This is a genomic window from Amycolatopsis decaplanina DSM 44594 (assembly GCF_000342005.1).
Classification (GTDB): domain Bacteria; phylum Actinomycetota; class Actinomycetes; order Mycobacteriales; family Pseudonocardiaceae; genus Amycolatopsis; species Amycolatopsis decaplanina.
On the sequence record NZ_AOHO01000026.1, the window covers coordinates 98636 to 125508 of the forward strand.

Annotated in this window: 32 protein-coding genes and 1 tRNA gene; 8 read left to right on the forward strand and 25 right to left on the reverse strand. The window is 69.3% G+C overall.

Annotation, left to right across the window (positions count from 1 at the left end; translation table 11 throughout):
- Nucleotides 1-256 precede the first annotated feature (256 nt).
- Together H074_RS03875 and H074_RS03880 are read right to left on the reverse strand one after the other, a co-directional pair.
- Complete coding sequence (locus H074_RS03875; RefSeq protein ID WP_007028708.1) at nt 257-1060, reverse strand: MBL fold metallo-hydrolase; 804 nt, start codon at nt 1058-1060, stop codon at nt 257-259.
- Nucleotides 1061-1131: 71 nt separating this feature from the next.
- Nucleotides 1132-2193 carry an NAD-dependent epimerase/dehydratase family protein gene (locus H074_RS03880; protein ID WP_007028709.1) on the reverse strand — a complete coding sequence of 354 codons (1062 nt, stop codon included), beginning with the start codon at nt 2191-2193 and terminating at the stop codon, nt 1132-1134.
- 128 nt (nt 2194-2321) lie between these two features.
- On the opposite strand from H074_RS03880, the gene H074_RS03885 reads away from it, so the two are divergent.
- Nucleotides 2322-2822 (forward strand): MogA/MoaB family molybdenum cofactor biosynthesis protein, encoded by a 501-nt coding sequence (locus H074_RS03885; RefSeq protein WP_005155592.1) that lies wholly within the window; start codon nt 2322-2324, stop codon nt 2820-2822.
- Here H074_RS03885 and H074_RS03890 read toward each other — a convergent pair.
- A complete protein-coding gene (locus tag H074_RS03890) occupies nt 2819-3097 on the reverse strand; it encodes an Rv0909 family putative TA system antitoxin (RefSeq protein ID WP_039921525.1) in 279 nt (92 codons plus the stop codon). The genes H074_RS03885 and H074_RS03890 overlap by 4 nt on opposite strands.
- 55 nt (nt 3098-3152) lie before the next feature.
- On the opposite strand from H074_RS03890, the gene H074_RS39070 reads away from it, so the two are divergent.
- Entirely contained in the window at nt 3153-3326 is a 174-nt protein-coding gene (locus tag H074_RS39070; protein ID WP_007028711.1) for a hypothetical protein, read from the forward strand.
- Between the two features lie 6 nt (nt 3327-3332).
- On the opposite strand, the gene mscL is transcribed toward H074_RS39070, so the two are convergent.
- The 3 genes from mscL to H074_RS03905 all read right to left on the reverse strand — a co-directional run bounded on the left by mscL (nt 3333) and on the right by H074_RS03905 (nt 4899).
- On the reverse strand, nt 3333-3737 hold the full coding sequence (gene mscL, locus H074_RS03895) for a large-conductance mechanosensitive channel protein MscL (protein WP_007028712.1): 405 nt from the start codon (nt 3735-3737) through the stop codon (nt 3333-3335).
- Between the two features lie 93 nt (nt 3738-3830).
- Complete coding sequence (locus H074_RS03900; protein WP_007028713.1) at nt 3831-4472, reverse strand: SAF domain-containing protein; 642 nt, start codon at nt 4470-4472, stop codon at nt 3831-3833.
- Between the two features lie 115 nt (nt 4473-4587).
- On the reverse strand, nt 4588-4899 hold the full coding sequence (locus tag H074_RS03905; RefSeq protein WP_007028714.1) for an FmdB family zinc ribbon protein: 312 nt from the start codon (nt 4897-4899) through the stop codon (nt 4588-4590).
- A gap of 403 nt (nt 4900-5302) precedes the next feature.
- Between H074_RS03905 and H074_RS03910 the strand changes: the two genes are divergently transcribed.
- From H074_RS03910 to H074_RS03915, 3 genes are read left to right on the forward strand one after another with little or no spacing between them, the layout of a single operon-like run.
- Nucleotides 5303-6670 carry a pyridoxal phosphate-dependent decarboxylase family protein gene (locus tag H074_RS03910; protein WP_007028715.1) on the forward strand — a complete coding sequence of 456 codons (1368 nt, stop codon included), beginning with the start codon at nt 5303-5305 and terminating at the stop codon, nt 6668-6670.
- Complete coding sequence (locus tag H074_RS40910; protein WP_007028716.1) at nt 6663-6815, forward strand: DUF1905 domain-containing protein; 153 nt, start codon at nt 6663-6665, stop codon at nt 6813-6815. The genes H074_RS03910 and H074_RS40910 overlap by 8 nt, the downstream gene beginning before the upstream one ends.
- Before the next feature lie 57 nt (nt 6816-6872).
- Nucleotides 6873-7280 carry a VOC family protein gene (locus H074_RS03915; RefSeq protein WP_007028717.1) on the forward strand — a complete coding sequence of 136 codons (408 nt, stop codon included), beginning with the start codon at nt 6873-6875 and terminating at the stop codon, nt 7278-7280.
- Between the two features lie 232 nt (nt 7281-7512).
- Here H074_RS03915 and H074_RS03920 read toward each other — a convergent pair whose 3' ends face one another.
- From H074_RS03920 to H074_RS03960, 9 genes are all read right to left on the reverse strand, one after another.
- Nucleotides 7513-8583, reverse strand: coding sequence for an alpha/beta hydrolase (locus H074_RS03920; protein ID WP_007028718.1), 1071 nt, complete (start codon nt 8581-8583; stop codon nt 7513-7515).
- Nucleotides 8583-9695: a serine hydrolase domain-containing protein gene (locus tag H074_RS03925; protein WP_007028719.1), complete on the reverse strand. Its 1113-nt coding sequence runs from the start codon at nt 9693-9695 to the stop codon at nt 8583-8585. The genes H074_RS03920 and H074_RS03925 overlap by 1 nt, the downstream gene beginning before the upstream one ends.
- Nucleotides 9696-9707: 12 nt before the next feature.
- Nucleotides 9708-10505 (reverse strand): hypothetical protein, encoded by a 798-nt coding sequence (locus H074_RS03930; protein ID WP_007028720.1) that lies wholly within the window; start codon nt 10503-10505, stop codon nt 9708-9710.
- Complete coding sequence (locus H074_RS03935; RefSeq protein ID WP_007028721.1) at nt 10502-10831, reverse strand: WXG100 family type VII secretion target; 330 nt, start codon at nt 10829-10831, stop codon at nt 10502-10504. The genes H074_RS03930 and H074_RS03935 overlap by 4 nt, the downstream gene beginning before the upstream one ends.
- Nucleotides 10828-11175 (reverse strand): YbaB/EbfC family nucleoid-associated protein, encoded by a 348-nt coding sequence (locus H074_RS03940; RefSeq protein ID WP_007028722.1) that lies wholly within the window; start codon nt 11173-11175, stop codon nt 10828-10830. The genes H074_RS03935 and H074_RS03940 overlap by 4 nt, the downstream gene beginning before the upstream one ends.
- 30 nt (nt 11176-11205) lie before the next feature.
- Nucleotides 11206-11925 (reverse strand): ESX secretion-associated protein EspG, encoded by a 720-nt coding sequence (locus H074_RS03945; protein ID WP_007028723.1) that lies wholly within the window; start codon nt 11923-11925, stop codon nt 11206-11208.
- Nucleotides 11922-12284 (reverse strand): hypothetical protein, encoded by a 363-nt coding sequence (locus tag H074_RS03950; protein WP_007028724.1) that lies wholly within the window; start codon nt 12282-12284, stop codon nt 11922-11924. The genes H074_RS03945 and H074_RS03950 overlap by 4 nt, the downstream gene beginning before the upstream one ends.
- Nucleotides 12281-13333 carry a hypothetical protein gene (locus tag H074_RS03955; RefSeq protein ID WP_007028725.1) on the reverse strand — a complete coding sequence of 351 codons (1053 nt, stop codon included), beginning with the start codon at nt 13331-13333 and terminating at the stop codon, nt 12281-12283. Before H074_RS03955 ends, H074_RS03950 begins: the two co-directional genes overlap by 4 nt.
- Nucleotides 13334-13454: 121 nt before the next feature.
- Entirely contained in the window at nt 13455-15797 is a 2343-nt protein-coding gene (locus H074_RS03960) for a helix-turn-helix domain-containing protein (RefSeq protein WP_007028726.1), read from the reverse strand.
- Between the two features lie 134 nt (nt 15798-15931).
- On the opposite strand from H074_RS03960, the gene H074_RS03965 reads away from it, so the two are divergent.
- Nucleotides 15932-16114 carry a hypothetical protein gene (locus tag H074_RS03965; protein WP_007028727.1) on the forward strand — a complete coding sequence of 61 codons (183 nt, stop codon included), beginning with the start codon at nt 15932-15934 and terminating at the stop codon, nt 16112-16114.
- Between the two features lie 272 nt (nt 16115-16386).
- Here the strand turns inward: H074_RS03965 and H074_RS03970 are convergent.
- From H074_RS03970 to glp, 4 genes are all read right to left on the reverse strand, one after another.
- Nucleotides 16387-16459, reverse strand: a tRNA-Ala gene (locus tag H074_RS03970).
- Between the two features lie 71 nt (nt 16460-16530).
- The gene (sepX, locus tag H074_RS03975; protein ID WP_007028728.1) at nt 16531-17349 is read right to left on the reverse strand and encodes a divisome protein SepX/GlpR; all 819 of its coding nucleotides are present in this window, start codon (nt 17347-17349) and stop codon (nt 16531-16533) included.
- A gap of 162 nt (nt 17350-17511) precedes the next feature.
- Nucleotides 17512-18183 (reverse strand): GNAT family N-acetyltransferase, encoded by a 672-nt coding sequence (locus tag H074_RS03980; protein WP_007028729.1) that lies wholly within the window; start codon nt 18181-18183, stop codon nt 17512-17514.
- Nucleotides 18183-19454 (reverse strand): molybdotransferase-like divisome protein Glp, encoded by a 1272-nt coding sequence (gene glp, locus H074_RS03985; RefSeq protein WP_007028730.1) that lies wholly within the window; start codon nt 19452-19454, stop codon nt 18183-18185. Before glp ends, H074_RS03980 begins: the two co-directional genes overlap by 1 nt.
- A gap of 218 nt (nt 19455-19672) precedes the next feature.
- Between glp and H074_RS03990 the strand changes: the two genes are divergently transcribed.
- On the forward strand, nt 19673-20245 hold the full coding sequence (locus H074_RS03990; RefSeq protein WP_051071885.1) for a 5-formyltetrahydrofolate cyclo-ligase: 573 nt from the start codon (nt 19673-19675) through the stop codon (nt 20243-20245).
- A gap of 31 nt (nt 20246-20276) precedes the next feature.
- Nucleotides 20277-21650 carry a UTP--glucose-1-phosphate uridylyltransferase gene (locus H074_RS03995; protein WP_007028732.1) on the forward strand — a complete coding sequence of 458 codons (1374 nt, stop codon included), beginning with the start codon at nt 20277-20279 and terminating at the stop codon, nt 21648-21650.
- Here the strand turns inward: H074_RS03995 and H074_RS04000 are convergent.
- The 6 genes from H074_RS04000 to H074_RS04025 form a co-directional block, all read right to left on the reverse strand.
- Nucleotides 21647-22369, reverse strand: coding sequence for a class I SAM-dependent methyltransferase (locus H074_RS04000; RefSeq protein ID WP_007028733.1), 723 nt, complete (start codon nt 22367-22369; stop codon nt 21647-21649). The genes H074_RS03995 and H074_RS04000 overlap by 4 nt on opposite strands.
- Nucleotides 22362-24542, reverse strand: a complete 2181-nt coding sequence (locus H074_RS04005; protein WP_007028734.1) for an MMPL family transporter — start codon at nt 24540-24542, stop codon at nt 22362-22364. The genes H074_RS04000 and H074_RS04005 overlap by 8 nt, the downstream gene beginning before the upstream one ends.
- A 110-nt stretch (nt 24543-24652) precedes the next feature.
- Nucleotides 24653-24922 carry a hypothetical protein gene (locus H074_RS04010; protein WP_007028735.1) on the reverse strand — a complete coding sequence of 90 codons (270 nt, stop codon included), beginning with the start codon at nt 24920-24922 and terminating at the stop codon, nt 24653-24655.
- Nucleotides 24919-25260 (reverse strand): ArsR/SmtB family transcription factor, encoded by a 342-nt coding sequence (locus tag H074_RS04015; protein WP_007028736.1) that lies wholly within the window; start codon nt 25258-25260, stop codon nt 24919-24921. Before H074_RS04015 ends, H074_RS04010 begins: the two co-directional genes overlap by 4 nt.
- A 28-nt stretch (nt 25261-25288) precedes the next feature.
- Nucleotides 25289-26044, reverse strand: coding sequence for a GNAT family N-acetyltransferase (locus H074_RS04020; protein WP_007028737.1), 756 nt, complete (start codon nt 26042-26044; stop codon nt 25289-25291).
- A gap of 83 nt (nt 26045-26127) precedes the next feature.
- On the reverse strand, nt 26128-26862 hold the full coding sequence (locus H074_RS04025) for a DUF2786 domain-containing protein (protein WP_007028738.1): 735 nt from the start codon (nt 26860-26862) through the stop codon (nt 26128-26130).
- Between the last annotated feature and the right edge of the window lie 11 nt (nt 26863-26873).

The window sequence follows — 26873 nt, forward strand, 5'->3', positions numbered from 1 at the left end:
GGCGGCGATCGTTGCCGCCATGACGACTTCAGCGAGCGACAGCCAAGAACGACCGCTCTCGGTTCTATTGAGGGGTAAGGCAAACGTGGCGTGGTGTCGGGGCGTGTCGCGAAAGCCACTTTCGCGACATTGGCGGTGGCGGGGCGCTTGGCCGACCACCTGAGTGGCAAATCGTGCTGGGTCTCGTGAGTGGTAAGGACGGTTAGAACCGTCCTTACCACTCACGAGTCCCACCTTTGCCTTGCCCTTCAACAGGTCAGAGCCGCAGGAAACCCATGTCCGGGAAGTGGGCCGGCGCGATGATCGCGCCGGTCTCTTCCGCTTCGGCGAGGAAACGTCGGCGGGTGCGGAGCGCGAGATCGGGGTCGACGTCGCTGAGGAAGCCCACCCGCGTGTCCGTCAGCTGCGCGGGCGTGTGCAGGACGTCGCCGAGCAACAGCAGGCGCTCGTCGTCCGCGGTGATGTCGAGGACGTAGTGGCCGGGCGTGTGCCCGGGGGCGTGCCGCGCCATGATCCCGGGCGCGATCTCGACGGCGTCGCCGCTGATCGCCTCGGTCAGCCCCGCGCCCCGGGCGGTCTCCATGCCGACGCGGCTCCATTCGCCCGTCCCGGCGGGCGCGATCAGGGCGTCCCAGTCGAGTTGGCCGAACACGACCTGAGCGCCGGGGAAGGTCAGGTCGCCTTCGGGGGCGATCCAGCCGATGTGGTCGTTGTGCAGGTGGGTGAGGAAGACGGTGTCGATCTCGTCGACCGGGCATCCGGCCTTGTCCAGCGCGGCCGCGAGGTCGCCGCCCGTGCCCATCGGCGGGGTGGGGTCGCCCTTGGCGGGTGTCATACCCGGGGGGAAGGCGAATTCGCGCGGGCCGAGGCCGGTGTCGACGAGGATCGTGCGGCCGTCGCCGCGGATCAGGTACGCGCCGGTCGGGACGTGCACGGTGCCGTCCTCGTCGAAGACGTCCGGGTGGGCTTCGGGGTCGAGACCGGGGAAGAACGCGAGCGGCAGCCTGATCAGGCCGTCCCCGAGCGCTTCGATCTCGATGTCTCCGACGGTGATGCCCACCAAAACCCCCAAAAAAGTCGATTCCGTTGCCGGGAACGACAACCGGCGGGGGGCCGCGTCTGTTCCCGGTTTCAGGAACCGACCGGTTCCCGCAGCTCAGCGGTGGCGAAATCGGCGATGCCTTCGGCGAAACCGGTTCGCGCGGTGAAGCCGAGCAGCTGCCGGGCGCGTGCGGGGTCCGCGACGACGTGCCGGACGTCGGCAGGCCGCGCGCCGCCGGCGATCTTCGGAGCCGGTCCGTCGCAGGCCTTCGCGAGCTCTTCGGCGAGTTCGCGGACGGAGTGGGGCTGCCCGGAACAGATGTTCAGCGGTGTCAGGTCGCCTTCGGGACCCTCGGTGCGCAGCGCCAGGACGTTCGCCCTCGCCACGTCGTGGACGTGTACGAAGTCGCGCTGCTGTTTGCCGTCCTCCAGCACGATCGGTGCCTCGCCGCGCGAGAGCGAGGACCGGAACAGCGACGCGACGCCCGCGTACGGGGTGTTCTGTGGCATCCGGGGTCCGTAGACGTTGTGGTAGCGCAGGGCCCAGACCGTCCCGCCGGTTTGCCGGGCCCACGCCGCAGCCAGGTGTTCCTGCGCGAGCTTGGTGGCCGCGTAGGTGCTTCGCGGCCGCAGCGGTGCGTCCTCGGGAACCAGTCGCCAGTCGAGTTCGGCGCCGCAAGCCGCGCACGCGGGCTCGAAGCATCCGGCGTCCACATCGGACCGTTTCCGCGGCGACGGCGGGACGATCCCGTGGATGGGGCATTCGTAGCGGCCTTCGCCGTAGACGACCATCGACGAAGCGAGCACCAGTTTCCGGATTCCGGCATGGTGCATCGCCGCGAGCAGGACAGCGGTCCCGTAGTCGTTGTTCAGCGCGTACGACGGCGCGTCGGACGGATCGACGCCGTGTCCGACGACGGCAGCCTGATGGCAGACCGCGTCGACGCCGTCAAGCAGCTCGGCGACCAGCTCCGTGTCGGTGACGTCGCCACGCAGGAACCGGTGGCGGCCGGTGTACCCGGGCGGGCGCGACGAACCGTGCGCGGTGCGCAGGAGGTTGTCGAGGACGACGACCTCGTGACCTTGATCGGACAGCAGATCGGCGATGTGGGAGCCGATGAACCCGGCCCCGCCGGTTACCAGTGTTCGCACCGTCCCGACGCTAGGGCCGATCGTCGACGATGGCCCCGGAAGCCCGGCTCACGTCAGGGAATCGTCACAACTCGCGTGCCGCGGCACCGCGGGAGCGAAGATCGGCCGAAACCGGATACGGTGTGGCTATGGAACGGAGCGCACAACGGCTGGGCCGCGCACTGGTGGTCATCGTGGACGATCGGGTCGCCCACGGCGAACACGAGGACAACACGGGACCGCTGGTCACGGAGCTGCTCGAAGAGGCCGGATTCATCGTCGACGGCGTCGTGGTGGTCGAGGCCGAGACGGCCGCGATCCGCAACGCGCTCAACACCGCGGTGATCGGCGGCGCCGACCTGGTGATCACCGTCGGCGGCACCGGGGTCTCCCCGCGCGACCGCACGCCCGATGCGACGGCCGGTGTGCTCGACCGCCCGATCCCGGGCATCGGTGAGGCACTGCGCGCCTCCGGCCTCGCCGCGGGCGCGGTGGACGCGGGCATCTCCCGCGGGCTCGTCGGCGTCTCCGGCAGCACGCTGGTGGTCAACCTCGCGGGTTCACGAGCGGCCGTCCGCGACGGCATGGCGACGCTCTCGTCGCTGGTGCCGTACGTGATCGACGAGCTGTCCGGCCTCGAAGAGGCTTAGTTCTTCGGGGCGGGTCCGGGTTCTGTCCCGGGCTCGCCCTTTTTGTCCTGGTGCAGCACCCCTTCCACCTTTTCGGTGACCTGGCCGATCTTGTCCTCGAACCGGCCGCCGGTGACCTTGTTCGCCCCGGCCGACGCCGCCGAGACACCCTTGGCCGCGACGTCACCCGCCTTCTCGGCCAGCGGCCCGGCCTTCTCGCGGACTTCGCCCGCGACCTCTTCCGCTTTGTGGATGGCCTGCGCGGCCAGCCCCTTCGCTTTGTCGACGATGCTCATGCGCTGATGGTCCCACCGGTCGGCGGCCCCCGCGACCGGTGCGAAGATGGACGTCATGCCAGGTGAAGACGAGGACAAGCGCCCTTCCTCGGCGGCGAAACGCCGAGTCGACGAGATCTTCGGCGATGTCCTGCCGGACACGACCTCCGACGAGCGAGAGCCGGGGCAGCGCACCCCGGACTCCGACTCGTGGTTCCTGGAGAACCGGCCGCCTCACCACGACCGGTGATCCGGATCAGCCCTGGCGGTTCTGCTGCGCGCGCAGCAGGTCGCGGATCTCGGTGAGCAGTTCGACGTCGGTCGGCTCCGCCGGGCCGGCCTCCTCACCGCGCTTGCGCCGCTCCTGGACGTGCTTGACCGGCAGCACGATCACGAAGTAGACGACGGCCGCGACCAGCACGAAGTTGATCGTCGCGTTGATCACGCCGCCGAAGTCGAGGAACGTGGAGTCGTTGTCGGCGAGGATGTTGAACCCCAGCCCTTTGGCCGCGTCCGACCCGCCGATGGTGTTGATCAGCGGCTTGATCAGGCCGTTCGTGAAGGCCGTGACGATCGCCGTGAACGCGGCGCCGATGACCACCGCGACCGCGAGGTCGACGACGTTCCCGCGCATCAGGAAGTCCTTGAAACCCTTGAGCAAGATGCTCTCCTCTTCACCTGGGACGGTTCGCCGACCGTCCCTTTTTCCGTACCGGGGGGACGCAGGCGCCCGCCGCCACAGGGCAGGCGCGAGCTAGCGGAGGGTAACCGTTATGGACCGTTCCAGCGAGGTGGCCGCGACTCGTGTCGCGGTCGCGGCGGGCAGGGAAAGCAGCACCAAAGGTCCCTTGCTTCCGGCGCCGGAGGCCTTCGGCTCGCGGGTGCCCTGTTCGCCTACAGCCGCCACGACGGCCGTGCTGGCCAGCACAGACGCCTCACGTCCGGCATCGGCGGCAGCGATGACGTCGACCCGTTGGCCCGGCCTGAGCAGTTCCGCGACACCGGCGTCGGCGAGCCGCACCGGGACAGTTGAACTCTCGGGATCACCCGATCCGGGGATGGCCGCGTCCAGCAGGCGGACGTCGGTCAGCGGTTCACCCGCCCGCGCCGCACCGACGAGCATCCGTCCCTCCACCGAGGACGGCAGGCCGGTGGCGCCCTGTGGACGGACGTCGTCCGGGAGGTCGACGAGCTTGAGGTCCCCGGCGCGCAGCAGCGACCCGGCCGGGAGGTCGCGGGCGGAGACCACGGTCGTCGTGCCGGGCGTGCCGCGCGCGGACGCGGGCAGGAAGAGCACGACCAGGCCACTGAGCAGTAAGGACAGCGCGAGCCAGCGGCGGAGCAGACGCGCCGGACGGCCGTGGAGTCTTCGCAGGACGGGCAGATCGTGGAACACGGGATTCCCCTCGTCGATCGGTGATGATCTCGACGTTAGGGGCGGGTGCGCTGCCCTGGAAAGAACGAAAACCCCCGGCTGTGGACAACCGGGGGCCTGTGGACAACTCGGGACGTCAGGAAGCGGCGGCGGCCGTTTTCGTCGTACCCGTGGAAGAGGATGCCGCGCTCTTGGTCTCCGACTTCGACTCGGTCTTCGACTCCGACTTGGTCTCTGTCTTGGCCGTGGCCGCGGTCGTGTTGGCCTTCGAGTCGCGCGAATCGTTGCGGTAGAAACCGCTGCCTTTGAAGACCACGCCGACCGAGCTGAAGACCTTGCGAAGCGAGCCCGAGCACTGCGGGCACACGGTCAAGCTCGCGTCGGAGAACGACTGCACGGCCTCGAAAGCGTGGTCGCATTCCTTGCAGGCGTATTGGTAGGTGGGCACTGCTGCTCCTTCGTGCATTGGCACTCAGCCGACAAGAGTGCTAACGCCACACGGTACCGGCGCATTCCGGCGCAGGTCAAACGAGGTTTCCCAAGGTCACATGACGACCTGGTCACGCCCTCTGTTCCGTACCTGTTCCGCGCCGGATCGAGATTGGCTCCGGTCCAAGGTGCGAGCCTTCATGAGCCGGGCGATCTCCGAGCGTGCCGCCTGACGGTCTCGCCTTCCTGCTCCGTGCTCGCTATGGCGGCCTCTCCTGCTGCCTCGTGTGCCAGTTCGCTCCGCTTCCCCTTCGGTGCAGGATGGCGCGTGATGACCATCGAGGAGGAGCGCGTCCGGACCAGGTTCCACGACGATGAGGGGGCTCCCGCGTGGTTCGCGACGATCGAAAGAGAGCCGTCGGATGACTGAGTTGCGAGATCTGCTGACCGATGTCGCCGCCCGCGTGACCCGCTATCGCGAAAGCGTCGCCGACGCCCCGGTCTTCCCGGACGACACGACGGGCGTCCGGGAAAAGCTCGGTGATCTGCCCGAGAAGCCCGTCCCGCCCGCCGGCGTGATCCGGCGGCTGGCCGACGCCGTCGAGCCGGCGCTGGTGGCGAACACCGGACCGAGGTACTTCGGTTTCGTCACCGGTGGGGCGCTCGACGCCGCGACGGCGGCCGACATGCTGACGACCGGTTGGGACCAGCCCGCGTTCAACAAGATCACCTCACCGGCCGCCGCGATCGTCGAGGAAGTGGCGGGCGAATGGCTCAAGGACGTCCTCGGCCTGCCGTCCGGCGCCTCGTTCGGGTTCGTGACCGGCGGGCAGGGCGCGAACACGGTCGGCCTGGCCGCCGCCCGGCATCACGTGCTGGCGCGGGCTGGATGGGACGTCGAGCGCCGCGGTTTGCACGGGGCGCCGCCGCTGCGGGTGGTCGCCAGTGAGGAGCGGCACGCGACGATCGACCGGTCCCTCCGTTTGCTCGGCTTGGGCACCGACGCCGTCAAACCGGTGCGCGCGGACGGGCAAGGTGCCATCGACCTCGCCGATCTCGAGCGGGCGCTCGACGGGCCCGCAATCGTTTGCCTTCAGGCCGGGAACGTGAACACCGGCGCGTTCGACGACTTCGCCGCCGCGACGGAGATCGCCCACCGGCACGGGGCGTGGGTCCACGTCGACGGCGCGTTCGGGCTCTGGGCGGCCGCCGCCCCCGCGCTCAGGCGGCTGACCGCGGGGCTGGAAACGGCCGACTCCTGGGCGGTCGACGGGCACAAGTGGCTCAACGTCCCCTACGACAGCGGTTACGCCTTCTGCGCCCATCCCGAGTCGCACAGGGCGGCGATGGCGCTCACCGCCGCTTACCTGACCGGCCAGGGAGAGGGTGGTGTGAGGGCACCGAGCGACTTCGTACCGGAGTCCTCCCGCCGGGCACGAGGGTTCGCGACGTGGGCGGCGCTCAGCGAGCTGGGGCGCACTGGGATCGCCGAGATGGTCGAACGATGCTGTGCGCTGGCCAGGAGGTTCGCCGAGAAACTCGAAGCGTGCGAAGGCGTCACCGTCGTGAACGACGTGGTGCTGAACCAGGTGCTCGTCAGCTTCGGCGACGAAACGGACCGAGTCGTCGAAGCCCTCCAGCGTTCCGGCGAGTGCTGGATGGGTGCGACGACTTGGCATGGCCGGCGTCTGATGCGCATCTCCGTGTCCAACTGGAGTACGACCGAGGCGGACGTCGACCGCAGTGTCGCCGCGATCCGGGCGGCAAGGAAGAGTGAGCACCATGGCTGACAAGGCACCGCAGGCGATCGACGTGACGTTCACGGCGAGCATGCTGCCGGTCGGCGGCGGCGTCCACATGATGCCGCTGCGCAAGCCGTTCCGGAAGGAAATCGGCGACCAGGTCACCGTGCGTCTGACCAAGCGGATCTCCTAGCCGGACCGATCAGGAATCGAGAAGCGTCGCGAAGCGGTCTCACCTAGCGTGACCATCATGGACATCAGCATTCACGGGAGCTTCCTCCCGCAGACCGACCCCGAAGCCGCACTGGCGTTCTACCGCGACACTCTCGGCTTCGAGGTGCGCAACGACGTCGGCTACGACGGCATGCGCTGGATCACCGTCGGCCCGCCGGGGCAGCCCGTGTCGATCGTGCTGCACCCGCCCGCCGTCGACCCGGGTATCACCGAGGACGAACGCCGGGTGATCGGCGAGATGATGGCCAAGGGCACCTACGCGAGCATCCTGTTCTCCTCCGACGACCTCGACGGTCTCTTCAAGCACCTGCAGGAGGCGGGCGCCGAGATCATCCAGGAGCCGACCGACCAGCCGTACGGTCTGCGTGATGGCGCCGTCCGTGACCCGTCCGGGAACCTGATCCGTATCCAGCAGCGCGTCTGAGAGCTGGCAGGCGGAGCTGAGGGAGCGTCCTGCCGACGTCGATCGCGGTCGCGGGTTTCGCCGAAAGGCGGTGGGTTGGCTCTCCATGCCGCCAGTCGGCATCCCCTCTGTCAGGTCGCTTTCGAAGTGCAGAGCTTCGGCGCCCACGAGCCAGTGCGGTCCGAACCGGACGAGGCGGGGCCGGCCGCGGTCGCAGCGGGGTGACTTGCGGCCGCCCCGCTGCTCGCGTCCTCTATGGATGGTCGAGCGCGTCCATGATCAGGGCGACGAAGTGCTTCATGTCGGCTTTGAGGCAGGCGGATTGCGCGTGCTTGCCGTGACAGCCTTCCGCCCACGTGCCGCCGTCGCCGTAGTCGATGAACGTATGGGGGATCCCGGCGGCGACGAGGTGGTCACGCGTGACGCGGTTGGTCTCGCGTGCCACGTTCTCGATCGCGGCCTGTACGGGGTTGTCCAGCAGGTCGCCACCGTCGCCGGTGTACATCGCCACCCCCATGCCCCGCAACGACTTCACGTGCTGTGCGGGACTCGCCTCGTTCCACGCCCTGTCCAGTGGCCACACGGGCGGCCCGAAGACGGCGTCCACCGGAACCGTCGGCGTGCCGCTGCCCGGCAGTTGCGTGCTGCCGGCCACCGCCACCCGCTGCAACTGGTTCAGCAGGTCGAGCCCGCCGGAGAAACTTCCGGCGTAACCGAACAGTTCCGGCCTGGTCTCGGCGTAGTGGAACGCGCCGAAGCCACCCATCGAATGTCCGGAGATCGCCCTCCCTTCCCGTTTCGCGATGGTGCGCAGGTTCGCGTCGACGAACGGGATCGCTTGGTCCAGATGGAAGTCCCGCCAGTTCTGCGGACCGAGCCCGGCGGGCGGGGCGACCCAGTTCGTGTACCAGCCGCGACCGGATCCGTTGACCGCGACGGAGATCAGCGGAACGCCGCCCGCCGTGGACTCCTCGAACATCTGCTGGTTCAGGCGCGTATCCGGGCGGTCAGGGTGGCCGTGCAGGTGGTACTGCACCGGATAGCGGGTGTCGCCGGACGACGCGTAGCCCTCCGGCAGCGTCACCATGATCACGTGCTCCCCGGAGACCTGCCCCTCCAGCGTCGAGTATCGCGGGACCTCGGCGGTGCGCACGACCAGCTTGAACGTGCGTCCACCGTCGTCCACCCAGGACGGCCGCCCGACGACGGTCAGTCCATGGCTGTCGGTGAAAACCGGCGGCGCGGCCGCGCTCACCGCCGGGGCGATGCCGGTGCAGGTCAGCATGGCGACCGCGACGAGTACCGCGGACAGGCCGCGTCGCATCACTTCCCCTCACACAGGGCGGCGTTGGCGACGTCGACGCCGCTCGGGTCGGTCGGGAGTTTGTTCGAGTTGGTCACGACCGACGCGAACCGGCCGTCGTCGGTGGTCAGCGTGAGCGACGCGTGCCCGGTCGGCAGGAGACCGTCGTGTCCCCAGCCCACGCCGCCGCAGGACAACTGGATGCTGAACTGCCCGAGCCCGTACCCGGCGGGCGCGTTCGGCGTCCACGGCACGACGGTGCGCATCTCCGCGAGCGCCTTCCGCGAGACGACCTCGCCCGAACCGAGTGCGCGGCCGAACTTCGCGAGGTCCCTCAAGGTGGATTCCATCGCGGCCGACGAACTCCATTGCGACAGCTCGAACGAGGTCGTCGTCTCCACCCAGAAATAGCCGCCACCGAGCTGGAAACCCTGATAGCCGGGCAGGTAAGGATTGGTGAGCGTCCGCTTTCCCGGCGGTGGGAACGAGGTCTCGGTCAGCCCGACCGGTTCGATGATCCGTTCGGTGATCGCGTCGCCGACGTACTTGCCCGTGAGCTTCTCGATCAGCAGACCGAGCACCAGGTAGCCGACGTTGGAATAGTGGTAGGTCCCTGGTGCGGAAACCGGTTTGTCGTCCATCGCGGCGTGCACGAGCGCGGCCAGGTCGAACGTGCCGTCGGGCTTGGTCTTCGCGCCGGCGGGGTCGTGGGGGAACCCCGCGGTGTGGTTGAGCAATCGGCGCACGGTGATGACGGTGCCGTCGAAATTCCCGGTGACGACGCCGGGCAGGTACCTCTCGATGGGGGCGTCGAGGTCGACGATCCCCTCGTCGAACAACTGGAGCACCACGACCGCGGTGAACGTCTTGGTCTGACTGGCGATGCGGAAGTGGTCGTCCGCCGTGATGGGTCGCTGTCCGGGGGTGGTGGCGGAACCGCTCGAAAGGGTCCACGAGCCTTGGCCGTCGCCGGCGTGGACGGCCGCGCCGGGGCCCGCCTTCAGCTGGTAGCGGTCGAGTACGGCCTGCGTGGCGGCGTGTTCGCCGGTCTCGGCCGCCGTCGCGGGCGCGACCGGCACGGCGAGTGCGACGGCCAGTGCGACACCGGCGATCCGCTGGGTCTTGATTCCCATTTCTCTTCTCCCTCAGTTTTCGTCGGAATCCCGCGACGGCTCCGTGCCGGAGTCCGCGGAGGCGCCACCGGCGGCCTCGCCGATCACGGTGAGGCCTTTCTCGACGACGTCGAGCACACCGGCCACACCCTCGAGCAATTTCACGAGGTTCTCGCCGCTGACGAGCAGTTCTCCCAGTTTCGCCGCGATCCGGCCGCCGTGATCGACGGCGATCGCCACGCACTCCGGGATCGCCTCGGCGATACTGGCCCCGAAGGTCGCGGGCGCCGCCGCGATGGCCCTGGTCATGATCGGCACGATTCTTCCGACGGCCTCGGTGATCAGGCGGGTGACGATGTCGACGGCCTGCGCCACCACTTCACCGGCCGCGATGATCGCCTTCGCGTTGGTCGCCGCCGACTCCGCGACCGTTTTGATCCCGTCGGCCAGCTTCGTGGCCGTCGCGGTGTAGTTCTGTTTGGCGCCCCCGGACCATTCGCTCGTCTCGTTCTCCGCCGTGGAGCCGTAGGCGTCGGCGACGGAGTTCGCGCTCCGCGAGACCTTGTCGTGCTCACCGGAGGGAGCCGACACGGATTCCGGTTCACCGCGAAGCTGCCCGAGCGGCTCTTCGAGGAACGAGATCATCGGCGTCAGGAAGTCGCACCCCGCACTGCTCAGCGCGGACAGCGGGCTCGCCGTCGAGCCGAGCATGTCGAGCGAGACAGCGGGCTCGCCGCTGAGCTCCGGCGACAGCCATTCCTTGGCACCGACGGAATCCCGCGCGACGCGAAGGTTTGCGAGCGCGGTGTTGATCTCGACCGCCGTGGTCATCGTGTTCCCCCGTCGAGCGTGCCGCCGGCGTCCAGGCGCGCGGCGTGGTCTTCGTCCGTGCTCTGATAAAGGTCGGCCGCCCGCCGCAAGCCGTCGCCGACCTTGTCCATGGTCGACGCGGTGTGGGCGAACGCGTCCATCGTCCGGCTCATCGCGGCCCCGATGCCCGCGGTGAAGCATCGCGCGAACGGTCCGAGCGCCGTCGGCGGCATTTCGCCGGGCAGCGAGGTGCCTAGTGACGACAACTGATCGGCGTGCGCGGCGAGCCTGCCCGCGTGCCGGCGTAGCTGGTCGGAATCGACGGTGTAGGACGGTTCCGCGGTCATCGCACGACCTCCGGCGAGAGGTGCCGTGTGAGCTGGGTGAGTGCCGGGCCGTCGCCGAGATACCCGGCCATGACGTCGGCCATCCGCTCACCGGCGAGACGCTGGGCCTCGCGTGCGGTGGTCAAGATGAGAGCGGCGAGCGCGTCGACCTCGAGCTTGCGGGCCGCGGGCGTCAACGCGACACCCTTGAGCACGCCTGCCGCGTTGACCGAAACGGTGACCTCGCCCCGAGGTGAGCGTGCCGTCGCACCTGCCTGCTCGAGACTCTCCCGAGCCTGGCGCGCACCGTCCGCCGCGCGTTCGAGCCGGCCTCGGTAGTCGGCGAGCCATTGTGCCGGCTCCATGATGTTCCCCTTTCTCGTTCCACGGTGTCGTCATTGGCGGGCCAGTGCCGCGGCCTCGCGTATTAAGCGGACAAGTTCGTTGTGCCGCAACGGGTTCACGCTCACCCAGCCGCGGTCGTCCTGGTCGATCCGCACTCTCCCGGCAGGACCGTCCAACCAGGACAGTTCAAAGGGCCGCTTCTCGTCGCCCGGCCCGCGCACGACACCGAGCTGGCCGCGTCCCGTCACCGAAGGCAGCACGGCGGCGAGCGCTTCGACGGCCGGATCGTCGCCGACGGCACCAGGAGGAAAGGTGATCGGCAGGGTCGGTGCGGCCGCGATCTCCGGGAGAAGGTTCGCGAGCGTGTCGGCCAGGGCGTCGTATGCGACCGTCATGACGGCGACCGGGCCCGGCGTACCCCCGATCGGCTGGCCGCACAGGACGGCTCGGTCCCCGTGGATCATGGCCGCGAACCCCGTCAAGGTCCCCTGGTGGGCCAGCACCAGATCGACCGAGCTGTGGTGCCCGCGCAGCGCGGCCACCAGATCCGCGGCCATGCCGATGGGTTCTTCCGCCGTGGCGAGGCCACGCTCGGCCAGTGAACCACCCGCGGCACGGAGCAGCACCTCGCGTTCGCTCGCGATCCGGCCGGACGACGGGATCCGCAACGGAAACGGCGGCGGTGTCCCCGCGTAGGTCGCGAGCAGATCCAGCTCCGCGAGCTCGAAGTGGCTGCCGTGTTCATCGAGTGGGGTGGTCGTGATCGTCATGAGGCCCGCCCCGCTTCGCCGCTGGTTTCGACGGCCTTCGTGCCGGCCCTGAGGTCCTCGCCGGACCGCTCGTCGTGCTCTTGGTACTTGCGCTTGGCGGCCGCGAGCATCTGCTGGTATTCCCTGACTTCGCGTTCCGTGGACTCGACCTCGCCCGCGAGACCGGAACCGCCCGCGGCCTCTCGCAAGCGGTTCGCCAAATGCACGGCAGGCGGCGCGGTTCCCAGCATCGGCAGCCGTTCCGCGAGCCTGCTCGCGGTGGCCACCAGGTCGGCGGTGAGATCGCCGAGATCGGCGAGTGTCGTGATACGCGCCTCGAGCAGCTCCAGCTCGACTTCGATTCCGCGCCCTTCGCTCATCGCCACTCCCGCAGGGGAAGGCCGATGACCGCCTCACTGGCGGGTTCCGCGAGCGGGAAGAGCGCGTGGTCGATCGTCGGCAGCTGGTTCGTGTGGTCTTCCTCGGCGGACCGGCCGCGCGTGCCTGAGCCGGGCGGAGCCAGATGGCCCACGGAGCCCGCGCGCGTCGCGGCCGATTCGGCGGCTGCCTGCGCCGCTGTCGCGCCGAGTCCTCCCGGTAGTGCCGCCGCCCCTACCCGCGCACCGTTCGCGAGGGGGCTCACGAAGCCCGCGGGCGAACCGGCCACGGTTCCGGCGGCGACGCCTGCTCCGGTGGACGCCCCGGCCATCGCACCCTGCACGAGACCGCCGGTCCCGGTGAGGCGCCGCCACGACGACCCGCTGGCGGAGGTGCCGTCCGAAGGCGAGGCCGAGCCGTTCGCCGTGGTGTCGCCACCGCCCGGCATGGTCGAGGCGGCCGGGATCGCGCCCTGTGCCTGGCCGATCAACCGGCTCGAGTCCGTCAGGCTCGACTCGTAGGTCCGCATCGCCTGGACGGCACGCTGCTTCTGCAGGTCGCTCGCGTTGGTGTCGGCGTAGAAGCTGAACCCGGCTCCGCCGAAGGTCCAGTTCGCCGACATGTCGGTCATCGGTGCCGCCGGGTCGCCCGGCGGAGCGGGCATCATGGCCCTCGCCCACGCCAGCGCGTCGGCCGCCTGTTCCGCGGCCCGCTCGCCCGCGTACGCCAGGTCCGCGATCTTCTCCACCCGGTCAGCGAGTACGAGGAGGCGCTGTGCCGCCTCCTCCGCACTGCTGCCTCGCCAGCTGTCCAGCAACGCGGCGCGTTGCTCGCGCAACACTTCCGCGTGGTTGACCAACGCCGCCCGGTGCGCGGACCAGTCCGCGGCGATGGTGCTGACATCCGTGATGTCGGCGTCCTGCCACAACATCCGGTGCAGCTCTTCGTGGCTGTAGGCCTCCCAGATCACCTCGCCTTCCGGCGGCGTGGGCCGGCCGAAGTACACGTCCCACACCCCGGAGATGTCAGCCGATGCCGTCTCGGTGCTCACCCCGGTACCCCCTTCCAGCCGGCCGCTTGTCGAGGTGGCCAATGCTGGCGGCGAGCGGGCCGGAGCCGGAAGGTCGCGAAGCGGCCATTTGCGGCCGGTGGCACTGACCAGGGGAAAGGCCCTAGCGCTGGGCGCGGTAGGCCTTGGCGAGGTGCTGCTGCAAGCGCGCGTGCCGGAACTGGTAGACGGCGCCGGACTGGCGCAGCACCCCCCGCCGGTACGCGTCGTCGAGGAACGCGGTGACGGCCCAAGGCAGTTTGCGGAGGAGCGGGAGCCGGAAGCGGGTGAAGATCAGCCACTGCCCCCACGCGGTGAAGGTGATCACGTACGCGAAACCCGTGGCGAGCCCGCCGGTGAGGCCGAGCAGAGCACTGACCCTGAACGACCGCGTCAGGTGAAGCGACGGGCCCGTGATGCCCTCCACCGCGGCCACGGCCGCGAAGCTGCCGAGGCCGATCGCGATCGCGAGCACCGGCGCGAACAAGCCGACGACGCGCAGCACGGTCGAGCGGTTCGCCGCGAGCAGATCGGCGGGGCTGGTGGCGGTGTTCAGGTCGGCGGGTACTTCGAGCAGGGTGAGGAGCGCCAGCAGCCCACCGCAGACCGGGCCGAAGGCAAGCCCGAAGGTGGTGATGTCGGCGAGGATCAGGCGGAGGAGGTGGCCGAGATCGTCGATGATGACGAGATCGGGCGACAGTGCTTTCACGAAGACGCCGACGAAGGTGATGGCGATGGCCGCCAGCACGCCGCCGGCCACACCCGACGCGAACCTGACGGCGATCTTCCTCCTGAGGCGGGGCCGGCGTGCCCGACGGTCGAACAGTCGCACACGTACGCGTGTCGGTTCGAGGGTCCCGGCCTTGCGGACCACCAGTAACGAATACAACAGGCCGAACGGAACGGCGATCACCGCCCCGCTGACCAGTCCGTCGACGAAGACGACGGAAAACCGGAACGGAAGTCCTGAGGTGAGCGAGTTGAGGGGGGACAAGACGAACCAGACGACGAGCGATGTGGCCAGCCACGCGAAAGCCGTCACCAGGAGGACGCGCGACCAGCGGCTCAGCGAACTGCCCAGCCGCCACCATTCGAGGTCGCCGGTGTCCCGCCGGTCGAGGTCGTCCGCGAGGAAGCCGAGCCAGTGGCGGATCTGTTCGAGATCCCAGCGCTCCCGGATGTCGCCGGTCTCTCGCTGCCCGCCGTAGACGGTGGGGATGAACGTGTCGAGCAGATGCTCTTCGAGAGCCTGCGCCGTCGGGAAGCGGCCGGTGTCCAGCAGGCTCACCGGGTCGCGGTCGCGTGAGTCGCTGTAGACCGTACGGGCGAGCCCGACCATGAGCGGGGTTTCCATGACCGTGGCGAGGTTCGCGGCCGGCGCTTCGGCGTCACGCAACGCGTCCAAGACCGGATCCCACGCCGTGGCCGGGCTGCCGGAGGTGACGCGCCGCGCCGTTCGGGGCAGGTAGCCGGCGAGGTCGTCGACGCTGAGGTCGGTCAGTTCGACGACGGCGGCCGACGTCAGCGTCTGGAACGTGGTGACGGCGTTCTCGTATTCGTCGAAGCGACTGGTCAGGAGCAGCGGCCCGGACAGGGAGTTGAGCGCTTCGAGCGCCGGCTGGTGCAGTCCCTCGGCGATCTCGTCGAAGCCGTCGAGCACGGGCAGGATGTAGCCGGTGTCGACCAGCACGGCCGCCAGCGTCGAGCCGCCGGGGGCCCCAGCGGAGAGACCGGGATGGTCGCGCTGAAGTGTCTCGACGAGCCAGGTGCGCAACGGCATCGCGGCCGGATTCCACGAGCCGATGGTGAAGATCACCGGGACGACGCCGCCGCGATTCCGGGCGGCCAGCGCGTCGAGCACGAACCGCAGCGTCAGCACGGTCTTGCCCGCGCCCGCGCGACCCAGCACCACCAGCTTCCGTGACGGGATGCCGCGGTAGACGTCCGCGATGTCGCCGATCTCGCCGGAGAGGTCCAGCGGTGCCGCGGTCATGCCGTGCGGAACGCGGCAGATGTTGTCCCAGTGGTCGGCGAGGTCGTCCGCGTTCCGCCACCGGACGGGGAGAGGGAAGGGGTCGTGTACGCGGCGCAGTTCCTCCTCGCGCCGGAGCCGGGTGGCGATGATCGTGGCCAGATGGTCCGCCGCCTTCGGCACCTCGTCGGGGACGACGACGAGGGAGGGGGCCGGGACCACCGGCGCGTCGCCGGTGTCGCTCGACGGCGCTTCGACGGGCTCTTCCGGTTGCGTGCCGTCCGCGGCGGAGAGGAGCTCGCGGCGCTCGTGCGGGGTGATGCCGAGGGCGTCGGCGAGCAACGTCACGGTGCCGATGCGCGGGTCGGTGCCCCCGCCGGTTTCGAGCCGGCGGATGGTCCGCACGCCGACGCCGGACCGGGCGGCCAGCCCGTCCTGGGTCAGACCGGCCCGTCGGCGGGCATCGCGGAGGAGAACGCCGAACCGACTGGCCACAGGCGACGTCCCTCCAGATGCGCTGTGCGACGGGGGACCATCGTAGTGGGCCGACCGGCCAGGAACGGCAGTCGGTCGGCCTGGTCCGTGACCTGCGGAACCCGTGAGACTGAGCCGAAGACGGGAGGAGCACGATGTCCGCGGAGTTCCGGTACCGATGCGGCGAGTGCCGCTACAGGACGCCATGGCTTGACGAGTCCGAGGGCGCGTGGCAGCTCGCGGAGCACTACCGGAGGCGGCATCCCCGGGTCGGTCCGGGTGGCGAGTTCGAGATCCGGCGCGGATGGCGCGACCTGTTCGGCAGGTTGTTCAGGTGACGTGCCGATCGAAGTCTCGGTGCCACTGCGGTGTGTCGAACTCGATCGCCCCGCGGACTGTCATCCCGTGAGTGGTGCGGTACTGATCCTTCTTGCGACCCCGCCGATCCAAAGAATCGCGGATCGGAGAAGGCTGACGAGCCGCGTGACTTCTTCTGATCGTGGGCGACGCGATGCAGGAAGGCGGGCGTCCGGTACATCACCGTGCATGACGGCCGCCGTTCGTACAAAAGGCCCTTCCCATATCCCTGGGAAGGGCCTTTGATCTGCTGTGGAGCTGAGGGGAATCGAACCCCTGACCTTCTCGATGCGAACGAGACGCGCTACCAACTGCGCTACAGCCCCTGGTAAAGCTTGCCCCTCGTTTGGAGCTCCATGAGCCTATCAGTGGCCCATGGAGCCCCGGATCCGGGGGGTCACTCTCCGGAAGCCCGACGGAAAGGCCTGGTCCCGGGCTCGTCGAGCTCGTGGAAGGCCGGGTCCTCGTCGTCGAGGTCGACGACGACGGCTTGGCGCCGGAGGCGTGACATCGGGGACGGCTTGCGCTCCACGACGGCCGGGCGTTCGGTGGCGACGACCTCGATGTCCTCACGGGACTCGCGGGACTCGTGGGGTTCGTCGTCGGCGATCGCCGGGCGGCGCGGGGCGCGGGTGCTGTTGAAGCGGGCGAGGCGGCGCTGCCGGATCTCGTTCTCGATGCGGACCTGGCGGCGCAGGTACGCCAGGTAGCCGATGAGGACCGCGTCGACGACGCCGTTGGCCCACCAGACCGTCGGGGTCATGAAGCCGGCGACGGCCGCGGTGGTGATCACCAAAACCAGGAGCGCGATGACGATCCGCTGCCGGAACGCGTACTTGGCGCGCGCGGCGATGTCCGCCGCCTCCGGGTCGAATCCGCCCCGGCCGGGCCGGTAACCGGTGCCTTGGCGTTCTCTTTCGGGACGGGCCGTGTGCGAGGGCTGGGGAAGCGGTTCGGCTTCCGGCTCCTCGTCTTCGAGGTCGGCGTCGAGCTCCGCCTCGAGTTCGGCCAGGTCGTCTTCTACCGATGGTTCCGTGTTCTCCGCCATCGCGAACTCCTCCGGTCCCTCGTGGCGTGTGCTCCCGCTCCGCACGACTCGCGCCGCCAAGGCCGAGTCCGTCGTTCGTGCGACCTGCTGGCGCTTGCGGGCGACCATGGGCACGAGAACGACGAGCCATGCCGCTGCGAGCGCGACGATGATCACCGAACTGGGCATCTCCCGTCACCTCCCCCGATCCACTGCTGTAGTCACGCTAGCCACAACAGTCACACACGACGCGCAGACTCGCCGGTTTCGATCACGGAAAATGCATCGCTGAATTAGGTGAATCTCACAGTTTGTGGTAACGCGACCGCGGGAACCGGCCGGTGACGGGGGTCAAACGCGCTCGGCGAGGCCCTTCGAGACGAGCCGCGAGACCAGTCCGTTCCCGGTCTCCTCCTTGGTGATGGCGTAGCAGAAATGGTCACGCCAGCCGCCCGCGACGTCGAGATAACGCTCGAAAAGCCCTTCTTGCCGGTAGCCTGCCTTGCCGAGAACCCGCAGGCTGGGCGTGTTTTCGGGGCGGACGGTCGCCTCGAGCCGGTGCAGCCCGCCGAAGTCGAAGACGTGGTCGGTCACGAGGGCGACGGCGCCGGTCGCGACGCCGCCGCGGACGATGTCCGAGGACACCCAGTAGCCGATCCAGGCGGACCGGAGCGACGCCCGGATGACGTTACCCACAGTGATCTGCCCGGCGAAGCGTCCGTCCACCGTGATGGTGAACGGGAGGCACTGCCCGCGCCGGGCCAGGCCTCGCAGCGCCATCCACTGGGAAGGCCATGACCAGTACGCGTTGCGATCCGGCCACGGCCCGACGCCGGTCGGTTCCCACATTTCGAGGTGTTCGCGGTCCCGCAACCGGACGCGGCTCCACTCGCCGGCGTCCCGCAGCCGGACCGGCCGGACGGCGAGGACCCCGGCGGGCACGCGGAGTGGCCCCAGCTTCGCGGGCCAGCCAGGATGCCTGCTCTCGATCGGATACGCGACGCCGGAAATCGGTGCGCCCATTACGCCCGCTGGGCCAGGAAGGTCACCTTGACCTGCTCGCCCGCGGCGACCTCGGTGAGGTCCTCGTCGATGTTGATCAGGCAGTTCGCCTCGGCCAGCGACGCGAGCAGGTGCGCGCCGGAGGTGCCGAGCGGCTGCACCAGGTACTCGCCGTTGCCCTCGTCGCGCAGGAGTTGCCCGCGCAGGAAGCCTTTGCGGCCCTCGGTCGAGGTGACCGGGGAGAGCAGCCGCGCGCCGACGATGCGGCGGTGCGGGTTGCGGGTGCCGCGCGCGGCGCGGATCAGCGGGCGGACCAGGACCTCGAACACGACCAGCGCGCTCATCGGGTTGCCGGGGATCAGGAACGTCGGCACCGAATCGGGGCCGAGCCTGCCGAAGCCCTGCACGGAACCGGGGTGCATGGCGACACGGGTCATGTCGATGTGACCGAGGTCGGACAGCGCCGCGTGCACCTCGTCGCCCGCGCTCCCGCCGGCGCCGCCCGCGACGACGACGATCTCCGACATCAGCAGGCGGCCTTCGACGACCTCCCGCAGCCGTTTCGGGTCACCGGGGACGATGCCGACGCGGCTCACCTCCGCGCCCGCGTCCCGCGCGGCCGCGGACAGCGCGTAGGAGTTGACGTCGTAGACCTGCCCGACCGACGGGGTGCGGTCGATGTCGACCAGTTCGTCGCCGACGGAAACGATCGAAACCCGGGGCCGCGGATAGACCAGGACCTTCGCCCGGCCGACCGCGGCGAGCAGGCCGACCTGGGCCGAGCCGATGGTGTCGCCCTTGCGCACGGCGACGTCGCCGATCTGCACGTCCTCGCCGGTCCGGCGCACGTAGCCCGCCGACGGCACCGACTTGTGCACGGTGACCTTGGCCTGGTGGCCGTCGGTGTAGGCGGTCGGGACGACGGCGTCGGCGAGCGTGGGCAGCGGCGCGCCGGTGTCGACCCGCACGGCCTGCCCCGGTTGCAGCCGCCGCGGCTGGCGGGAACCGGCGGCGATCTCGCCGACCACCGGCAGCTGCACCGGCTCCTGGCCCGCGGTGCGGACGTCGACGCTTCGTACCGCGTAGCCGTCGACGGCGGCCTGGTCGAAACCTGGCAGCGCGTGTTCGGCGACGACCTCTTCGGCGCACAGGAGGCCTTGGGCCTCGGAAATGGCGACCCGGACCGGACGCGGGCGTACCGCGGCGTCCAGGGTCAGCGAGATCTGATCCTCGACGGAACGGAACTGTCCCGCGTCTTCGGTCTCGGCCGCTTCGGCGATGGGCTCCGTCATGACTGGGGGATCTCGATCCGTTCGTTCGACCAGGCACGCGTTGAAGGCCCGTCGGTGAACTGAAGTTCACCACCGTTACCAGGAGTGATGCGGTCCGAAGCCGTGGAAATCGCCCGATCGGGCAAGCTCCTCGTGGTCCGTGCCGCCGGGGTGGTCGCTGCGCCTGTCATGGACGTGAAGCCTAACCTGACCATGTGGGCGAGCCCGGCAATGAACACCTGAGCAAAGCGGAGTGGCGTTCCAGGCTAACCGCCGAACGACGTTCGCAGGTGTCGGAAGAGCGGGCCCGGGATGCTGTCGCGCTCGCCGCCGCGGCCGCTCGGCTGCCGGGTGAGGTCGTGTGCGCCTACGTCCCTTTCGGTACCGAACCGGGTTCGACGGCGCTGCTCGATCAACTTCTCGGCCAGGGCAAACGGGTACTGCTGCCGATCGTCCCCGACACGCCGGGGCCGCTGGAGTGGGCCGCCTATGAGGGGCCGTCGAGTCTCGGGCCGGGCAGGCTGCGGGGGTTGCTCGAACCGACCGGGCGCCGCCTCGGTCCCGACACACTGGGGACGGCCGATCTGGTGCTGATGCCCGCGCTCGCCGTCGACGACGAAGGGGTCCGGCTCGGCCGCGGCGCCGGGTACTACGACCGGTCGCTCCCCTTCGCCGCGCCCGGCGCGGCGCTGGTCGCCGTCGTCCGGGACGCCGAACTCGTGCGCGAGTTGCCCGCGGAACCGCATGACGTCCGCATGACCGGGGTACTGACCCCGGAGCACGGCCTGGCGCCGCGCCCGGTAATAGACTGACGCCCCGACGCAGTGGTTCAGAAAGGGCACAATGAGCTCTGACGCGCACCTGTCCGATCATTTCGCCGAAACGCTGTCGAAAATGCGTTCCGCGGGCGCCCACGCCATGGAGCTGGCGGCCCTGCGACGGCGTCTCGAGCAGCTGTCCGAACCCGGCGCCGGTGAATTGCCGGGAAACGAACTCGAACCTCTCGATGACATCAGCAGACTCGTCGATCTGCCCGAGCCCGATGCCGAAGAAGCGCGCCGGGTGCTGGACCGTACCGCCGTCCTGAAGCTCAACGGCGGACTGGGCACGAGCATGGGGCTCACCGGCCCGAAATCTCTGCTGCAGATCAAACCGGGGAAGACGTTCCTCGACGTCATCGCCATGCAGGTGCTTTCGACCCGCGAGAAGTACAACGCCCGTCTCCCGTTGATCCTGATGAATTCGGCGGGTACCCGCGAACCCTCGCTGGAGTTGTTGAAGAAGTATCCCGATCTCGCCGACGACGTCATCCCCGCCGACTTCCTTCAGGGCCGAGAACCGAAGATCACCGCCGACGGGCGGCCCGTCGAATGGCCCGCGAACCCGGAACTCGAATGGTGCCCGCCGGGGCACGGCGACATCTACGTCGCGCTCGCGGTGAGCGGGATGCTCGAAACACTGCTGGCGGAGGGCATCCGCTGGTGCTTCGTGTCCAACGCCGACAACCTCGGAGCGCTGCCGGACGCGCGGATCGCCGCGTGGCTGGCGAACGAGGACATCCCGTTCGCGATGGAGACGGTGCTCGGCACCGCGGCCGACCGCAAGGGCGGTCACCTCGCGCGGCGTGCGGGCCGGATCGTCCTGCGTGAATCCGCGCAGGTCCCCGACGGCGACGACTCGTTCGGCGATGTCGCCAAGTGGCGTTTCTTCAACACCAACAACATTTGGTTCGACCTCGAACGGCTGAAGGCCCTGCAGGACGCCGACCCGGCCGCGCCGCAGTTGCCGCTGATCGTGAATAGGAAGACCGTCGACCCGGCCGACGAGGCCAGCACACCGGTGATCCAGCTCGAAACGGCGATGGGCGCGGCGATCGGTTCGGTCGAGGGCGCGCGGGCCATCGAGATCCCGCGGATCAGGTTCGCGCCGGTCAAGACCACCGACGACCTGCTCGTCGTCCGGTCCGACGCGTACGTGCTCGACGACGGCGGGGAGATGATCCCGGAGTTCACCACCACCCCGCCTGTCGTGTCGCTGAGCAAGGAGTTCTACAAGCTCCTGCCGGACTTCGACGCTCGCATCCCTTCCGCGCCTTCGCTCAAGGAGTGCACGAGCCTCGCGGTGGACGGCGACGTCACCTTCGGGAAAAACGTCGTCGTCCGCGGCGACGTGAAGATCACCGGACCGAAAACCGTTCCGGACGGTGAAGTCCTCTAGTCCCGCTGGGCGATGAACACGTACTCGCGTCCTGGACGGTCGGGGGCGTCCCGGACGTCCAGGACGCGAAAACCGTGCTCCGACAGCAAGGATTCGAGGTCTTCGCGTTCGCGGAACCACAGCGTCGAATCCGAGATGACGACCTCGCCGTCGGAGAACCGGTAGCTGTACCGGAACGACACGAACGGGAGGTTCACCTCGGTGACCTCGCGCCATTGCTCGACTTCACCGACGCCGGGGACGTCGATGACGTCGTGCGCGGTGTCGGCGGCCCAGTCCTCCCACACGCGGCGCCCGGGACGCCGGATCTCGAAGACCAGGTGACCACCCGGCACCAGCGCGGTGCGGATGCCTTCGAGGGTCCGGCGCCATTCGTCGTCGGTCAGGAAGACCTGGGCCACGTTCCCGGTCATCACCGCGAGATCGGCCCCGGCGTCACCCACCGCTTTCGCGTCGCCGTGGATCCAGGTGATCTTCCCTTCCGGGTCCTTGGCCTTCGCGATCTCCAGCGACGCCTCCGCGGGATCGACCCCCACGACCTCGATCCCGCGCGCAGCCAGGAGAACGGCCAGGCAGCCGGTGCCACAGCCGACGTCGAGCACTCTCTTCGCCCCGAGTTCGCCGATGATGGCGAGGTAGTGGTCCAGGTCGTCGCGAGCGCCGTCGAAGGCGTCGTAGATCGGTGCGAGCCGGGCGTGGGCGAAGAGCGCGTCAGGCATTCGGCGACGATAGTTCCGGGACGCGGCCGGAGGCCACGGATTTACGGTCGCGCCGCCAGGCCCGCTTTCCCAGCAACGCCAGGAAGGCGGGTAGCAGCACCCCGCGCACCAGCGTGGCGTCGATCAGGACGGCGACCGCCATCCCGACGCCCATCATCTTGTACTCGATCGCGCTCAGCGTGATGAAGACGCTGAACACGCCGACCATGATCACCGCCGCGCCGCTGACCACTCCCGCGCTCGTGCCGGTGCCGCGGACGATCGCGGCGACGGAGCCTTCGGCTCGCCGTTCACGGATCCGGCTGAGGATGAAGATGTGGTAGTCCATGCTCAGCCCTAGCAGCAGGACGAACATGAACATCGGCAGCCAGCCGACGACCCCGCCGTACGGGGTGAATCCCAGCAGGGAAGCGAAATGACCGTCCTGGAAGATCCAGGTGAGCACGCCGTAGGCCGCCCCGATCGACAGCAGGTTCAGCGCGATCGACACCAGTGCCACCGGCACGGACCGGAAAGCCAGCAGCAGCAACACGAACGCCGCCAGCAGGACGAATCCGACGACCAGCGGCATCCGCTCGACGACCCTGTCCGCGAAGTCGCGGGCGTTCGCCGTCCGGCCGGATACCGCGAACTCGACGCCGTCCACCTTGCCGATCGTCTCGGGGAGTACTTCGGTGCGGAGTTTCGCGAGCGCGGCGTCGGATTGCGCGTCGCGTCCGGCGCCGGACAGCGGGACGCGGACGACCACGGCCTCGTCGACGCCTCCGACGGCGATGGGTTTGTTCAGTACGCCGGAGGATTCACCGATCCGCCGTTCGAGATCCGTGATCGCCGACCGCAGCGCCGGGCTGTCGACCGGTCCGCCGTCCCTGGCCGTCAGTACGACCGTGGCGGGATAGGCCACTCCCGGGAAGGCCTCCTGGGTGCGGACGGCGGCGTCGATCGTCGCCATCGAGCGCGGCAGGCTTTCCGCCGGTGTCGGATCCTGCAGGCGCATGCCGAGCGCGGGCAGCGTGAGCAGGATCAGCAGCGCGGTCGCGAGCCCGCCCCACAACGCCGGCCGCCGGGTGACCGCGCGGGCCGTCGCGGACCAGAACCGCGAGTTCTCGGCGGCGGTGCGCCGCTTGCCCAGCCAGGGGATCCGCCCGCGATCGACCTTGTCACCCAGCAGCGAGAGCAGCGACGGCAGCACGGTCACCGCGCCGAGCACGGCAAGGCCGACCACGAACGCCGTGCTGATCGCGAGGCCGGTGAAGTTGTCGAGTCCGGTGAACACCAGCCCGCTCACACACAGGACGACCGTGACACCGGAGACGACCACGACGTGCCCGGACGTCCGTGCCGCGATCCTGGTCGCGGTCTCGACCGAGTGCCCACGCGCGCGTTCTTCTCGTTGCCGCCTGAGGAAGAACAGCGAGTAGTCGACGCCGACCGCCATCCCGATGAGCAGGGTGATCACCGTCGTCGCGCTGTTGATCGGGGTGAAGTCGTCGACGACGGAGAGGAAGCCGAAGGTCGCCGCGACACTCGTGCCCGCCAGCAGCAAGGGGACCGACGCGGCGACCAGCGCCCCGAAGACGATCAGCAGGATCACCAGCGTCAGCGGCAGGGAAAGGAGTTCCGATCGCTTGACGTCCTCCCGGATGCCCTTGTCGACCACGGACGACAGGCTGAGATCCCCGGAGAGACCGAACCGGACCGAGGGATGCCGGGCGGCGACCGCGTCCACCTGCGCTGCCGCGGTCTCGAAGTTCGGGCGGATGTCCTTCTCCCCGCCCGCGATCGAAAAGCCGACGAGTCCGGACGCGCCGTCGGCCGAGATCCGCTCGGCGCCGTCGGCCGCCAGGGGTGAGCGGACGTCGGTGACGGAGCCGGACCGGGTGAGGGTGGTGACCAGGTCTTCGGTCGCCCGCCGGAGTTCTTCGTTCGCGGCGAACGGCGGCGAGCCGGACTCCTTCGCCGTGACGAGGATGTTCTCGCGTAAGGGGTCGAAGGTGTTCTGGGCGTTCAGCGCGGTCTGCGCGCGACCGGACTCGCCGGGATCGGTGCTCCGGCGGCTTTCGCCGTCCAGCAGCATTCCCGACAGCAGGGCGACGACCACGAGGGCGGCCCAGCCGACGAGGGTGACCGCGCGGTGCCGCATGGACCACGCGGCGATCTTTTCGGGCAGCATGAACTACAGTCCTTTACGTGAAGGAGTGAGATGCCTCGGGCGAGGTTTTTGCTTCTTCTTTCCTGGGCCGTCGAGTTGCCGCTCGGCGGCCCAGGGTCTTTCACCGGTGGTCAGTCGACCTCCTTGAGGATCCGCTCGACAGTGCCCACGCTCTTCTTGAGATCCGTGAGGCGTCCGTCGAGTTCGGTGAGTTTGCGTTCGGTCTCTTCCTGCGCCTGGACAGCCTTTTCGGCGAGCCTGCGGTATTCCTGCTCGCGCGCGAGCGCGCCCCTGGCCCGGATGGTCGCGCCGAACTGCCACACGACCACCGTGATCACCACGGTGAGGAACACGAAGATGCCGATCAGCCCGGCGACCTCCTGCCATTGATGCCAGTTCACGATCGTTCCCCCTCTTCCCCCGGTGCCGGTGTGCTCAGCGTCGGCGCCGCGGCGGCGATGGTGTCCGGGCTCAGCTGGACCAGGAACGGTTGCACCTCGTAGAACTTCATCGCCTTCCCGTCCTCCGACAGCTCCAGTGCGGCCGACACGAGCCCGGCCGCCTCCAGTTTGCGCAGGTGGAGCTGCAGCAGCGCCCGGCTGATGCCGAGCTCTCGCGCCAGCTGGCTCACATACGCGCGCTCCGCGCGCAGCGCCGCGACGATCCGCAGCCGGTGCGGATTCGCCAGCGCCCCCAGCAGCCGCAGCAGCTCGTCGCCGGACGGTCCGGTGGCGGTCATGCCGCGCTCCTGCACATGCCAAAGAAATCTAGCAGGTGCTGGCTTCGGCTACCAGGTGTTCGAGCCAGGCGTTCGGTTCCGTGTAGACGCCGACGTCCAGCGTCGAGGAGGCGAGCACCGGCGCGATCCCTCCCAGCACGGCCGTGAGGCCGTCCCGCAGTTCGACGCCGGTCCACGCCTGCCACTGGGCGAAGGTGCCGGTGACCGTCATCGCGAACGGTGCCACTTTCACGAACCGGGCACCGAGTCGTTCATGCGTGCGCAACCACGGATCCTCGGGCAGCCCGTCCGCGCGACGGCGGGCAATGTAGTCCTCAAAGGACAGTCCTGGTTCGTTCTCCTTCCCGGCCGGGCGGACCGGCACGACGAGGTTGCGCATACCTGTTTCCGAGGCGCGCTTTTTCAACGCTTCCAACGCTTTTGTGGCCAGGCCGCCACCACGGCGGCCTGGCGCGACCATCACTTCGAGTGCGATCAGCGTATTCGTCTCACGGGCGCTCATCAGGTCTTCCGCGGCCCAGATCAGGGCGGCGTCCCAGCCGTGGTCCGGCAGTTCCGGACGTTCGGCCGTCGGGAAGCCGACCGGGACGGCGGCGGTTCTCGCCACCGGAACGTCGTCTTCCAGCAGCACGAGGAAGTATTCCGGCCAGCGGGCGGCCAGGTGGGACGACTTCGCCAGCAGGCCCGCGAGGCCGTGCTGGAGGAATTCACCGCCGACACCGCCGAGGGCGAGCGCGGGCTCGCGCAATTCGGGCCGGGTGGCCAGGTCTTCGATCACGATCATGTCCTCAGTAGACCCGAGGACACGCGATTCTCACGAGGTGGTTTTCGGGCACGGCATCGGCCGTGCGAGGTGGGTGCGACCGGCTAGCGCACGGGCAGCGCGCGGCGCCGTCCGGTGATACCGGTGGTGTTGAGGTTGGCGCGCTCGCCGGCGGAGTGCCCGTCGAGGTAGCCACTGCCGGACAACCGCCTCGGCGGCGCCGAGCGCAGGTCACCGTACTGCTCGTCGTACGCCTGCTTGACCATCGCCGTCCGGTCCTGGATCACCAGTTCGGCGGAGCGATGACCGGTGGCGGCCGGATGGGTCCGGGCCGCGGTGTCCTCACTGTTGCGGAGCCGTTCGTAGACCGCGCCGGAGAACCCGTGCAGCCACGTCCGCCGGTACGCGGCCAGTGATTCACCCGCGAACACCCGGTTCTCCGGGCGGACCCGGGTCAGCTGGGTGGTCGCCTGCAGCAGCAGGCTCGTGTACAGCAGTTCCGTGCGTTCCAGATCGGACCGGAAACCGAACACCGTCACCGCGGTGACCGACTGGCCGAGCCGGTGCAGCAGGGCCCGGCAGCGCAGCGGATGCGCGATGTTCGTGAGCAGTCCCGCCTTGTCCCGGCTGTACGGGTTGTCGAGCGGGATCATGATCTGGGTGATCTCGTCGACGGTCGCCCCGGAGGCGGCCAGCAACGCCTGATCGATGCCGTACCGGGCGATCAGTTCGGCGGCCTTGGTGTTGTACGACTCGGCTTCGGCCTCGGTGACCGCCGGGTCCTCCGCCTTCGCGAGGAGTTTCCGGACGCGCGCGAGCAGCGTGTCATGGTCGGGCATGGCCCTCCTTC

Bases quoted from the DNA above. Each gene is read 5' to 3' on its own strand.
- H074_RS03885 (WP_005155592.1), top strand. From the start codon at position 2,322: ATGGAACGGAGCGCACAACGGCTGGGCCGCGCACTGGTGGTCATCGTG.
- H074_RS03910 (WP_007028715.1), top strand. From the start codon at position 5,303: ATGACTGAGTTGCGAGATCTGCTGACCGATGTCGCCGCCCGCGTGACC.
- H074_RS04020 (WP_007028737.1), bottom strand. From the start codon at position 26,044: ATGATCGTGATCGAAGACCTGGCCACCCGGCCCGAATTGCGCGAGCCC.
- H074_RS03915 (WP_007028717.1), top strand. From the start codon at position 6,873: ATGGACATCAGCATTCACGGGAGCTTCCTCCCGCAGACCGACCCCGAA.
- H074_RS04025 (WP_007028738.1), bottom strand. From the start codon at position 26,862: ATGCCCGACCATGACACGCTGCTCGCGCGCGTCCGGAAACTCCTCGCG.
- H074_RS03950 (WP_007028724.1), bottom strand. From the start codon at position 12,284: ATGAGCGAAGGGCGCGGAATCGAAGTCGAGCTGGAGCTGCTCGAGGCG.
- H074_RS03965 (WP_007028727.1), top strand. From the start codon at position 15,932: ATGTCCGCGGAGTTCCGGTACCGATGCGGCGAGTGCCGCTACAGGACG.
- H074_RS39070 (WP_007028711.1), top strand. From the start codon at position 3,153: ATGCCAGGTGAAGACGAGGACAAGCGCCCTTCCTCGGCGGCGAAACGC.
- H074_RS03930 (WP_007028720.1), bottom strand. From the start codon at position 10,505: ATGACCACGGCGGTCGAGATCAACACCGCGCTCGCAAACCTTCGCGTC.
- H074_RS04000 (WP_007028733.1), bottom strand. From the start codon at position 22,369: ATGCCTGACGCGCTCTTCGCCCACGCCCGGCTCGCACCGATCTACGAC.
- H074_RS03925 (WP_007028719.1), bottom strand. From the start codon at position 9,695: ATGGGAATCAAGACCCAGCGGATCGCCGGTGTCGCACTGGCCGTCGCA.
- glp (WP_007028730.1), bottom strand. From the start codon at position 19,454: ATGACGGAGCCCATCGCCGAAGCGGCCGAGACCGAAGACGCGGGACAG.
- H074_RS40910 (WP_007028716.1), top strand. From the start codon at position 6,663: ATGGCTGACAAGGCACCGCAGGCGATCGACGTGACGTTCACGGCGAGC.
- sepX (WP_007028728.1), bottom strand. From the start codon at position 17,349: ATGCCCAGTTCGGTGATCATCGTCGCGCTCGCAGCGGCATGGCTCGTC.
- H074_RS04005 (WP_007028734.1), bottom strand. From the start codon at position 24,542: ATGCTGCCCGAAAAGATCGCCGCGTGGTCCATGCGGCACCGCGCGGTC.
- H074_RS03935 (WP_007028721.1), bottom strand. From the start codon at position 10,831: ATGACCGCGGAACCGTCCTACACCGTCGATTCCGACCAGCTACGCCGG.
- H074_RS03920 (WP_007028718.1), bottom strand. From the start codon at position 8,583: ATGCGACGCGGCCTGTCCGCGGTACTCGTCGCGGTCGCCATGCTGACC.
- H074_RS03980 (WP_007028729.1), bottom strand. From the start codon at position 18,183: ATGGGCGCACCGATTTCCGGCGTCGCGTATCCGATCGAGAGCAGGCAT.
- H074_RS03940 (WP_007028722.1), bottom strand. From the start codon at position 11,175: ATGGAGCCGGCACAATGGCTCGCCGACTACCGAGGCCGGCTCGAACGC.
- H074_RS03995 (WP_007028732.1), top strand. From the start codon at position 20,277: ATGAGCTCTGACGCGCACCTGTCCGATCATTTCGCCGAAACGCTGTCG.
- H074_RS03890 (WP_039921525.1), bottom strand. From the start codon at position 3,097: ATGAGCATCGTCGACAAAGCGAAGGGGCTGGCCGCGCAGGCCATCCAC.
- H074_RS03945 (WP_007028723.1), bottom strand. From the start codon at position 11,925: ATGACGATCACGACCACCCCACTCGATGAACACGGCAGCCACTTCGAG.
- H074_RS04015 (WP_007028736.1), bottom strand. From the start codon at position 25,260: ATGACCGCCACCGGACCGTCCGGCGACGAGCTGCTGCGGCTGCTGGGG.